Annotated in this window: 10 protein-coding genes; 3 read left to right on the top strand and 7 right to left on the bottom strand. The window is 68.8% G+C overall.

Translation table 11 applies throughout. From position 1 onward, the window contains the following. From CYU89_RS18300 to hflD, 3 genes are all read left to right on the top strand, one after another. Positions 1-348, top strand: a 348-nt coding sequence (locus CYU89_RS18300) for an NUDIX hydrolase (RefSeq protein ID WP_296282957.1), incomplete at its 5' end; no start/stop codon positions are given. After that, entirely contained in the window at positions 345-1463 is a 1119-nt protein-coding gene (gene mnmA / locus CYU89_RS18295) for a tRNA 2-thiouridine(34) synthase MnmA (protein ID WP_296282956.1), read from the top strand. The genes CYU89_RS18300 and mnmA, both read left to right, overlap by 4 nt. Then, positions 1460-2071, top strand: a complete 612-nt coding sequence (gene hflD, locus CYU89_RS18290) for a high frequency lysogenization protein HflD (RefSeq protein WP_296282955.1) — start codon at positions 1460-1462, stop codon at positions 2069-2071. The genes mnmA and hflD overlap by 4 nt, the downstream gene beginning before the upstream one ends. Here hflD and nadE read toward each other — a convergent pair. From nadE to CYU89_RS18255, 7 genes are read right to left on the bottom strand one after another with little or no spacing between them, the layout of a single operon-like run. Beyond that, positions 2068-3039: an NAD(+) synthase gene (gene nadE, locus CYU89_RS18285; protein ID WP_296282954.1), complete on the bottom strand. Its 972-nt coding sequence runs from the start codon at positions 3037-3039 to the stop codon at positions 2068-2070. The two genes, hflD and nadE, sit on opposite strands and share 4 nt — an antisense overlap. After that, positions 3036-3323: an acyl carrier protein gene (locus CYU89_RS18280; RefSeq protein ID WP_296282953.1), complete on the bottom strand. Its 288-nt coding sequence runs from the start codon at positions 3321-3323 to the stop codon at positions 3036-3038. Before CYU89_RS18280 ends, nadE begins: the two co-directional genes overlap by 4 nt. Then, entirely contained in the window at positions 3323-4852 is a 1530-nt protein-coding gene (locus CYU89_RS18275) for a class I adenylate-forming enzyme family protein (protein ID WP_296282952.1), read from the bottom strand. The genes CYU89_RS18280 and CYU89_RS18275 overlap by 1 nt, the downstream gene beginning before the upstream one ends. Continuing rightward, positions 4849-6786, bottom strand: coding sequence for an asparagine synthase (glutamine-hydrolyzing) (asnB, locus tag CYU89_RS18270; protein ID WP_296282951.1), 1938 nt, complete (start codon positions 6784-6786; stop codon positions 4849-4851). Before asnB ends, CYU89_RS18275 begins: the two co-directional genes overlap by 4 nt. Before the next feature lie 33 nt (positions 6787-6819). Next, the gene (locus CYU89_RS18265; protein WP_296282950.1) at positions 6820-7965 is read right to left on the bottom strand and encodes a hypothetical protein; all 1146 of its coding nucleotides are present in this window, start codon (positions 7963-7965) and stop codon (positions 6820-6822) included. Beyond that, positions 7958-8209 (bottom strand): acyl carrier protein, encoded by a 252-nt coding sequence (locus tag CYU89_RS18260; protein ID WP_296282949.1) that lies wholly within the window; start codon positions 8207-8209, stop codon positions 7958-7960. Before CYU89_RS18260 ends, CYU89_RS18265 begins: the two co-directional genes overlap by 8 nt. Next, entirely contained in the window at positions 8206-9234 is a 1029-nt protein-coding gene (locus CYU89_RS18255) for a ketoacyl-ACP synthase III (protein WP_296282948.1), read from the bottom strand. Before CYU89_RS18255 ends, CYU89_RS18260 begins: the two co-directional genes overlap by 4 nt. Positions 9235-9381: the final 147 nt, after the last annotated feature.

The raw sequence follows: 9381 nt of genomic DNA, 5'->3' as shown, positions 1-9381 counted from the left end.
AACCAGCCGGCCGGGCACCTGGAGCCGGATGAAAGCCTGCTGGAAGCGGCCCGCCGCGAGACGCTGGAAGAGACGGGCTGGGAAGTCGCGCCGACTGCCTTCATCGGGGCCTATCAATGGAAGGCCGAGACCGGACGCCATTACCTGCGCTTCGCATTCGCCGCCGATCCGGTGCGCCACCTGCCGGATCGTCCGCTCGACGACGGCATCGTGCAGGCGCTGTGGCTGACGCCCTCCGAACTGCAGTCGCAGTCGCACCGCCATCGCAGCCCGCTGGTGTGGCAGGTCGTGCAGGACTTCCTGGCCGGTCGCCGCTCCCCCCTGTCGACACTGCAGCAGATCGCATGAAAGCGCCCCGCGTCATCGTCGGCGTGTCCGGCGGCGTGGATTCTTCCGTCGCCGCCTTGCAGCTGGTCCAGCAGGGCGAGCCCGTGGCGGGCCTGTTCATGCAGAACTGGGCCGACGACGGCAGCGGTGACTGCCGCGCGGAAGAAGACCGGCGCGACGCCGTGGCCGTCTGCGGCCGCCTCGGCATCCCCTTCCACTTCCGCGACTTCTCGGGCGAATACTGGAAGGGCGTGTTCGAGCACTTCCTCGCCGAATACGCCGCCGGCCGCACCCCAAACCCCGATGTGCTGTGCAATCGCGAAGTGAAGTTCAAGCATTTCCTCGACGCGGCCCGCGACCTGGGCGCCGAGAAGATCGCCACGGGCCACTATGCGCGCATCGACGAGCACGATGGGCGCTGGCGCCTGCTGCGCGGTGTCGACCGCGGCAAGGACCAGAGCTACTTCCTTCACCAGCTGGGCCAGGCGCAGCTGTCGGCCACGCTGTTCCCGATCGGTGGCCTGCACAAGGCCGACCTGCGCCGCATCGCACGCGAGGCCGGGCTGCAGACGCACGACAAGAAGGATTCCACCGGCATCTGCTTCATCGGCGAGCGCGACTTCCGCGAGTTCCTCGGGCGTTACCTGCCGGCGAAGAAAGGCGAAATGCGCGACCCCTCGGGCCAAGTGATCGGCGAGCATCCGGGCGTCTTCTATTTCACTCTGGGGCAACGCGAAGGACTGCAGATCGGCGGCGTGCGCGGCCGCCCACAGGCACCTTGGTACGTCGTGGGCAAGGATGTCGCCAGCAACGTGCTGTACGTCGACCAGGACACGCAAAGTCCCCACCTGATGTCTTCACGGCTGTGGACGGAAACCGCCCACTGGGTGGCAGGCGCTCCCTCCGGCAGACGCTTCACCTGCACGGCGCAGACGCGCTACCGCCAACCGGATGAAGCCTGCGAAGTGGACGTGCTGGACAACGGCAGCGTTGCGGTACGGTTCCTGCGGCCGCAGCGCGCCGTCACGCCGGGGCAGTCGCTGGTCCTCTACGCTGGCGATGAATGCCTGGGCGGCGCCGTGATCGCCCGCACCGACGCCCCACTGGAAATGAAACTCGCGGAGCAAGCAGCTTGAGCAATCGATATTCCGACCGCGTGCTGGCCCTTGCCGGGCTGGCGCAGGCCCTCCACCAGGTCCGCCGCATCGCCGAGACCGGCCAGTCCGAAGGGTCGGCCGTGCAGGCAGCGGTGGACAGCGTGTTCCGCATCGACGCGGCGACGCCGCTGGCGGTCTACGGCCGCGTGGGCAACATCACGCCGGGCCTGCGCGTGTTGCGCGGCTACCTGGCCAAGGAGGCGCAGGACGACGGCCTCTCCCGCCTGGCGATGTCGGTACTGCAACTGGAGCGGCGCTTCGTCCGCGAGGACGACACCGTGCATGCCGTCACCCGCGGCCTGGCGGAGATCGCGCCGCGCGCGGAGCAACAGGGCAGCACCCACCCCGACGTGTTGTCCTCGCTCGGTGCCCTGTATGCCGACACCATCAGCCACCTGCGTCCGCGCGTGATGGTCCAGGGCAATCCCCATTACCTGGGGCAGCCGGGCGTGGTGGCGGAGATCCGCGCGATCCTGCTCGCCGCCGTGCGTTCGGCCGTGCTGTGGCGCCAGCTCGGCGGCTCGATGTGGGATTTCGTCCTCGGCCGCCGGCAGATGCTCGAGGCCGTGGACGACTGGCTGCCCTAGCCCGTCCTTTCCGGCAGGCGCAACGGCGCTGCATGCAGGTAGGCTGCCTGTCGGCGCTTCGCCACGATGTCGCGATAGACCGCCGCCGCTGCGGGTTCGTCCACGCCCAGGGCCGGCGCCAGGTCCGCCGCAGGGACCCCGTGCTCGAAGGCCCACAACGCCAGGTCCATCTGCGCGTACGGAAGCGCGAAGTAGAACTCGTCCTGGCCCTGCGGCAGGCTGTAGGTGTCGGTGGTCGGCGTGGTGGAGCAGATCGGGTCCGGCAGGCCGAGGTGACGCGCCATCGCGTAGACCTGCGTCTTGTACAGGTGCGCGATCGGCTTCAGGTCGGCGGAACCGTCGCCGTTCTTGACGAAGAAACCCTGGTCGTACTCCAGCCGGTTCGGAGTGCCCACCACCGCGTAGTTCAGGCGGTCGGCATGAAAGTATTCCATCGTCTTGCGCAGCCGCTGCTTGTGGTTGGTGGCGGCGACGATGCGGAGGTAGGGGCCGGTCGGCAGGCGCGCTTCGTGGCGCTCGCCCTGCGGGGACTCCACGATCAACCGGTAGAAGTTGATGCCGCCGTCCAGGCCACCCTGCAGCACGATCTTGTTCTTCCAGCCCGCCCCATAGGCCGGGAATACCTCGCGGATCGCGGCTTCCTGCTCCGCATAGCAACCTATCGCCTGCAGCGCGGGCGCTATGTCGTGCATGTCCGCCTGGATTCCCAGGTGCGTGGCAAGCTGGCGCCCCAGTTCCGTGGAGCGCGAGCTGGAATCGCGTTCCGGCAACAGCAGGCCGAAGACGCGGTCCGCTCCTACCGCCCGCACGGCCAGCGCCGCACAGACGGAGCTGTCGATGCCGCCGGACATGGCCACCACCAGGCCGCGCCTGCGCATCCCACGGACAGCGTCGCGCATCCAGTCGGCGATCCTCTCGGCTTCCGCCTCCAGGTCCATCGACAGTACCGCGGGACCCAGCACGCTCATGCCGCGACCTTGCGCAGCACGTAGGCGGCGACGGCGTCCAGCGAGTCGAGGTTCTCGGGCATCATCTCGGCGTCTTCCACCTTGATCGCATAGGTGTCTTCGACGAACTGCACCAGTTCAAGGAAGCCGGTGGAGTCCAGCATCTGCGCATCCATGAACGATGCATCGTCGGCATAGGTCCCGTCCGCGCCCATCAGGAAGTAGTCGTCGATGTAGCGGCGCACCGTCGCCTTGATCGTCGTGGCATCGTGGGTGGAAGCGGGGGAAGCGGCGGCTGTCGCCATCAGGGAAGTCCTTTGCGTGTAGGTTTGCCATTGTCAGTACGTGGCAAGTCGTCGAGGAAGGCCACGTGGCGCGGCGCCATGTGGCTTTCCAGGTGGGCCAGGCAGTGCCGGATGACGTCGCGTTCCGACAGCGTCGCGCCCGGCTGCAGGACGATCCAGGCTTTGAGTGCCTGGCCCAGCAGGTCGTCGGGGACGCCGGACACCAGGCATTCGCGGACGGCAGGCAGGCGCGCGATGGCCGCTTCCACCTCGACGGGACTGACCTTCTCGCCGCGCGTCTTGATGATGTCGTCCTTGCGCGCCACGAAGTAAAGCCAGCCGTCTTCGTCGCTGCGGAACAGGTCGCCCGTGCGGAACGCGCGGCCCTGCCCATCGGCGCCCTCGATGAATTTCTCCGCGGTCAGCGCGGGCGCACCCCAGTAGCCTTGCGTCACGTGTTCGCCCTGAACGACCAGTTCGCCGGTGCCGCCCCACGGAACGCGCCGGCCGGCGTCATCGATCAGCCAGCAGGTCTGCCCCGCCATGCCGCGCCCGATGCTGTCGGGTCGCCGTTCGCGCTCGGCGGCTGGCAGGTAACTGATGCGCGTGCATTCGGTCTGTCCGTACATGACCACCAGGTCCGCGCCCGGAAAGCGCGCCGCCGTGCGCTGCTGCAAGACGGGCGACAGCGGGGCGGAAGCGCTGGTCAGCAGCCGCAACGACGACAGGTCCCATGGCGAGAGGTCATCCATGCCGGCCAGCATCGCGTACATGGTGGGGACGGCGGGAAACACCGTGGCCCGCTCCCGCGCCAGGATCTCCAGCGACTTGGCGGGAAACGCGAACGAGCGGTCCAGCACCAGCGTGGCGCCGACCCGCGCCGACAACAGGCACTGGCCCAGTCCGTAGCTGAAGCTCAGGGGCAGCGCGCTGAAAATCACGTCGTCCTGCCGCAGCGCCAGGTACGAGGCTACCGTCTGCATGACGCTGGCGAGATTGCGATGGCTCAGCATCACGCCTTTCGGTGCTCCGGTCGTGCCCGACGTGTGGATGATGAAGGCGAGCGTGTCATCGTCCGTCTCCGCATCCGGCACGCCGTCGTCGCTCGGCGCGTCGCTTTCCGGCCACGGGTGCTCGTCCGCCTGCCCGTGCCAGGCGGCGTCGATCGTCAGCACATGCCACGCGTCCGTGGATCCCGCGCGTGCGGCACGCCATACGGAAGCCAGCGAGGGCTGTGCGATCAGCAGCCTGGCACGCGTGCCGGCCATCATGCCCGCGAGCTTGTCGGCCTTGGTCTGCGGGTTGAAGGGCATGCAGACGGCGCCCGCACGCAGTAACGCCCAGAGGGACGCCACCATCTCCACGCTGTTGTCCAGCAGCACGCCCACCCGGTCGCCGGGCACTACGCCAAGTGCCCGCAAGCGGACCGCCACGCGCCGGCTGAGTGCATCGAGCCCGGCGTAGTCCAGCCGGTGATCGCCGCATACGAGTGCCACGCGATGCGGCACGCGCCGCACCGTGTCGTCGAACATCGTGTGCAGCCGCTTCACGCGCCGGGTCCGGCTGTCTGCAGGAAACGTTCCTGCAGCACCAGCAGCGACAGCACGCCGACGAACGCCATGTTGTCGGGGTAGCCGATGGCGCGTCCCGCCCGGCACTTCTCGACCAGGTGCCCGATCGCGCGCACATCGAACAGGCCGCTCGCGGCCAGACGGTCCGGCGCCAGCATGTCGGCGACCCACGGGCGCAGCTGTCCGTCGGCGAAGAAGCACTGGCTGTCCGGGGCACGATACGGCTGCTTGTGCCGTTGGGTGATGGCGGACGGCAACTCGTTCGCCATCGCGCGCTTCAGCAGCCGTTTCTCGCGCAAGCCGCGCAGCTTGAATGTCGGCGGCATGCGGTTGGCGAACTCGATCACGCGATGGTCGAGGAACGGATACCGGCCTTCGATGGAACGCGCCATGGCCATGCGGTCGCCCTGGGCGGCCAGCAGATAGCCCGGCAGCAGCGTGCTGGCTTCGACGTACTGGTCGCGGTCCAGGCCCGCCCAACCGTCCATTGGCGACAGCTGGGCTGCCAGCGCGGCGAGCGGATCGACGGCGTCGACCTGCGCGCGAAGGTCCGGATGCAGGAAGCGCAGCACGCGCCGCGTACTGCGCAGGCGCGCCGCATGCGCGAACCCCGGCGATGCGGGGTCGCCGCCCTCGGCGAAGAAGTGCGCAGCGAATCCTGCGGAGCGTGCCGGAGAATGCGCGAGGTAAGGATAGAGACGTTCCAGGATCCGTCCCCGCCAGCGGCTCCCGGGACCTCGCGCCATGAAGCGGCGGGCCTGCGCCTCCTTGAACAGGTCGTAGCCTGCGAAGACTTCGTCGGCGCCCTCGCCCGTCAGCAACACCTTGTAACCGTGGTCGCGGACATGCGCCGCCAGCAGCAGCATCGGGACGGGCGCCGTGCGCACCAGCGGCATTTCCGCATGCCAGACCGCGTCGCGGAACGCCGTGGCGATGTCGGCCTGGCTCACGGTGATCTCGCTGTGCCGCGTGCCCAGCGCCTGTGCCATCAATCGCTGGAACGGGCGCTCGTCGAACTCGGCGTCTTCAAAGGCCAGCGAGAACGTGCGCAGGTCGGCGCCGGCGTGGCGCAGCGCGAGCGACGCGATCGCGGAGGAGTCGAGTCCACCGCTGAGGTAAGCGCCCACCGGCACGTCCGAACGCAGTTGCAGCCTTACCGCGTCGACCAGCAGGGCGTGCAGCTCCTCGGCGCAGGCATCTTCGTCGGCCGCATCGACGGTCGGCGTCTGCGGTTGCCACGCCCAGTACGGCGTGATCCTCGGCGCCAGGCGGTCGACGCGCAGGTCGACCACCATCCGGTGACCCGGAGGCAGTTGGCGGACGCCGTCGAACGTCGTGCGCTCGCCGAGCGGGCACCAGAAGCCGAACACGTCGCCCAATGCCGCCACATCCAGCGACAACGGCAGACCGGCGGCCCGCAACGCCTTGATTTCCGACGCGAACGCCAGGCGATTTCCGTCGCAGTGGTAGTACAGCGGACGTATGCCGATGCGGTCGCGCGCCAGTACGAGGCGCTGGCGCCGCACGTCGTGCAGCGCGACCGCGAACTGGCCGTTCAGATGATCGACGAAGTCATCTCCGTAGCGCGCATACAGGTGCAGGATCACTTCGGTATCGGACCGGGTGGCGAACACGTGTCCTTGCCGCTCCAGTTCCCTGCGAAGTTCGACGTGGTTGAAGATCTCGCCGTTGAACACGAGTTGCAGGCTGCCTTCCGCATCGGCCATCGGCTGCCAGCCGCCGTCCAGGTCGATGATCGACAACCGGGCGTGTGCGAGCCCCACGCCGCCGTCGACGCGACACCGGCTGCCATCCGGGCCCCGGTGGTGCAGCGTGCCGATCATCGCCTCCAGCACGACGGCCGACGGAGGAGGGGCGCCCGCCGGCAGCGCCATGCCGGCTAGCCCGCACATGCGGGGTCCTCCGTGAGCACCCGGCAGGGCCCGTCAGTAGATGCCATCGCTGTCGAAGCTCAGGTCGGTGATCTGCCAGCGTCCTTGCCCGCCGTTACCGGGCAGCGGAACCGCCGAATGCACTCCCGCCACCAGCGACGGCGATTCGCGGCCGAGAAAGCCCAATCGTTTCAGCAGCGGCGCGGCCTGTTCGTCTAGAACCGTGGTGAAGACCCGGCTGCAGCGCTCCTTGCGCGCGCGCGCAACGGCCGCCTGCAGCAGGGCCATCAGTGCGTCATCGGCGCCGGCGACTGCGGTCTTCCAGTCGAGCAGGTGCAGTCCGGCCTTGCCCGTCCCATCCGCCGCCACGTTCCGCACCGCCATGTAGCCGACGCACACGCCTGCCCGGCGAGCGACCATCAGGTCGTAGCGCGCACGCGGGTTGTCGAACAGCCGCCACTGCAGGTGCTCCGGCGACGGCATCACGCACGCCACCTGCGGCGGCAACGCCGCGCGAAGCGCCTCGATGTCCGCCGTCGGCACCTGCGCCACCTCGACCACATCGATCCCGGACCGCGACCTGCGCTGCGCGGCGCGATGCACCAGCGACCAGCCGGCATCCAGCACCGGCGCGCCAACGCGCACGGCGAACGTGCCCAGTCCGTGCTGCCGCAGCATCTCGGCGCTGTCCAGCGGGAGTACGCGGTAACTGCGCTGCGGCAGGGCGGCGAACATGCGCTTCACCAGACCGATCGAATGCGCATTGGCGCCGACCGCCAGCGTCACGTCTGCCTTCGCCATCATCATCTGGTTGAGCCAGACGCCCCCGCCCCCGCCCTCCAGGTCGGGTCGCAGTTGGATGTCCATCAGCAACTGGCCATCGAGCGTGCGGCCCGCATGGTGGATGCGCTGGGCCTCGCGGCCGATCGCGGCCAGTACGCCCGTGTCGTCGCGCAGCAGCCAGAGCGTGCCCGGCCCGTCCCTGCCGGCGGTGTCCAGTCCGTAACGCCAGCGCAGGTAGGCATCGTCGTCCCACCCCGTGCGCTGCCGGAACGCCAGCAGCGCCGGAAGATCGTCGCGGGTGGCGGGTCTGAACGCCGCGGTGAGCTGGTCGGGCGACCAGCCCAGGCTGCGCGCGAACATGCGCGTGGTGGTCGCCAGTGGCGGAAGCGTGGGGCGCGCCGCCCTGCCCTCAGTCATCCATCACTCCATGGCGGCGCAGGTAGGCGAACAGGTCCGACACCACCTGCATGGCACGCGATTCCTCGGCATCCAGGTGCAGGCCGAAGCGTTCGTCCAGTTCCGCCATCAACATCAGCGCCCCCATCGAATCCCAGCCATCGATGTCCTCGCGCCGCATCGACGGCGTGAGCGGCGAGGTTTCGGAGAACGCCTCGGCCATCATCGCCAGGACCTCCTGTTCACTCATGCGCGGGGCGTTCATGCCGACGCCTCCAGCGCAGCCAGCTCGCCATGCAGCAGCGGCGTTCCGGCGCGGATGGGCAGCAACGCCGATCCCCACGACAGACCGACGCCGTAGCCCAGCAGCATCACCGTACGGTCGTGCGTGCTGTCCAGCATGCGCGTCAGCGTGACGGCGACCGAGGGGCCGCCGCAGTTGGCGGTGTCCTCGATCGTCATGGGCACGCGCGCCTCGGGGAGACCGCACTTCTTGGCGAGGTGCTTCATGATGAAGCGGTTGGACTGGTGGAAGACGTACTGGTCCACGTCGTCCACGGATTTCCCCGCCAGCGCCAGCGTGTCCGCCACCAATGGCGGCACGCGCTTGATGGTGAAATTGAAGATGGCAGCGCCGTCCATTTCCAGCGCCAGATGGCGTGGGTCGGCGGGATGCCGGTCGCGGAAGGCCCCGCCGCGGATGATCAGCCCCTCGCGGCCGGCGCCATCGGTATGCAGGCAGAACGCAGCCTCGTCGTCGCCCGTCTCCAGCGCCGTTGCCGACCCGGCGTCGCCGAACAGCAGCGTGGTGGCGTGGTCTGCCGGATCGGTGAAGCGGCTGGGTGTCTCGCCATGCAGCATCAGGATGCGCTGGTGTCCCCCCGCCCGCAGCATGCTCGCAGCCACGTACAGTCCGTAGGGATAGCCGGAACACCCCAGCCCCAGGTCGAAGGCGGCACAGCGGTCGGACAACCCGAGCCATGCATGCAGGACGCACGCGGTCGAGGGCAGGAAGTAGTCCGGCGACTGCGTGACGAATACGAGCCCGGTGACGCTGTCGCGCTCCCACCCCAGTCGCGTCAGCAGCCGCTCGGCGGCGTCACGGCAAAGGTCGGCCGCGGTCGTTCCCTCGTCGACCACATGGCGCTGGCGCACGCCTGCCATGGACACCACCTTGCGCACCTCGTCCGCGCCGTATCGCTCGCCCTCGGCCAGGTTGTCGATCCGGCGTGCTGGCACGCAGGTACTGACGCCCGCCACGCGGATGCCCGGAATACGTGCCTGCGCCAACTCGACTCCCCTTCTTGCGTGGTGCAGCCGACGCCGCACGTGCCTTGTTTCCGCGAATAACGTTATATGTGACATCAACCGGACGGCGCCGCCAAAAAAAAAGGCCCGGCGCTTGGCCGGGCCTTCGACTCCCTGCAGCCGCCCAGG

Origin of the sequence: Pseudoxanthomonas sp. (assembly GCF_002863005.1) — a bacterium.
Classification (GTDB): Bacteria; Pseudomonadota; Gammaproteobacteria; order Xanthomonadales; family Xanthomonadaceae; genus Pseudoxanthomonas_A.
This window is presented reverse-complemented; position numbering and strand designations above follow the sequence as displayed.

Bases quoted from the DNA above. Each gene is read 5' to 3' on its own strand.
- mnmA (WP_296282956.1), top strand. From the start codon at position 345: ATGAAAGCGCCCCGCGTCATCGTCGGCGTGTCCGGCGGCGTGGATTCT.
- CYU89_RS18280 (WP_296282953.1), bottom strand. From the start codon at position 3,323: ATGGCGACAGCCGCCGCTTCCCCCGCTTCCACCCACGATGCCACGACG.
- CYU89_RS18260 (WP_296282949.1), bottom strand. From the start codon at position 8,209: ATGAACGCCCCGCGCATGAGTGAACAGGAGGTCCTGGCGATGATGGCC.
- asnB (WP_296282951.1), bottom strand. From the start codon at position 6,786: ATGTGCGGGCTAGCCGGCATGGCGCTGCCGGCGGGCGCCCCTCCTCCG.
- nadE (WP_296282954.1), bottom strand. From the start codon at position 3,039: ATGAGCGTGCTGGGTCCCGCGGTACTGTCGATGGACCTGGAGGCGGAA.
- CYU89_RS18265 (WP_296282950.1), bottom strand. From the start codon at position 7,965: ATGACTGAGGGCAGGGCGGCGCGCCCCACGCTTCCGCCACTGGCGACC.